General features: G+C 71.7%; 1 protein-coding gene. It reads left to right on the forward strand.

From position 1 onward, the window contains the following. Positions 1 to 46 precede the first annotated feature (46 nt). Positions 47 to 607: neutral zinc metallopeptidase (locus UN64_RS21945; RefSeq protein WP_171978997.1), on the forward strand; the 561-nt coding region annotated here is incomplete at its 3' end.

Raw genomic sequence — 607 nt, forward strand, 5'->3', positions numbered from 1 at the left:
GCCAGTGCGGTGCCGGGCCAGTCTAGTCCGTCTACACTCTGGCCCCATGAGCTTCAACGAGAACGTGCAGATCGACGCCGGCCGGGCCCGATCGGGCGGTGGCGGCGGGGGGCTGGGGGGCCGGGGCATCGCCATCGGCGGTGGCGGCGGCCTGCTCGCGTTGCTGCTCGCGATCTTCGCCCCCGGGCTGGCCGAGCAGCTCGGGATCGACACGGGCGGCGGGTCCGTCGGCCAGAGCCAGTACCAGCAGCAGACGGGCTCGGGCGGCCAGAGCCAGCCCCTCTCGGACGAGGAGTGCGCCAGCGGTGCGGACGCCAACCAGAACACGGACTGCCGCGTCATCGCGACCACCGAGGCCGCGGACGAGTTCTGGGGCGAGTACCTCGCGCAGTTCTCGGACATCCAGTGGCGCCAGCCGCAGCTCACCCTGTTCCAGGGCGGTGTGAGCACCGGCTGCGGCAGCGCCTCCTCGGCCACGGGCCCGTTCTACTGCCCGGCGGACGAGTCCATGTACTTCGACACCGCGTTCTTCGAGACGCTGCAGACCGATTTCGGCGCCGAGGGCGGACCGCTGGCGGAGGAGTACATCGTGGCGCACGAGTACGGC

The organism is Fictibacillus arsenicus, from assembly GCF_001999465.1.
GTDB lineage: Bacteria > Bacillota > Bacilli > Bacillales > Fictibacillaceae > Fictibacillus > Fictibacillus arsenicus.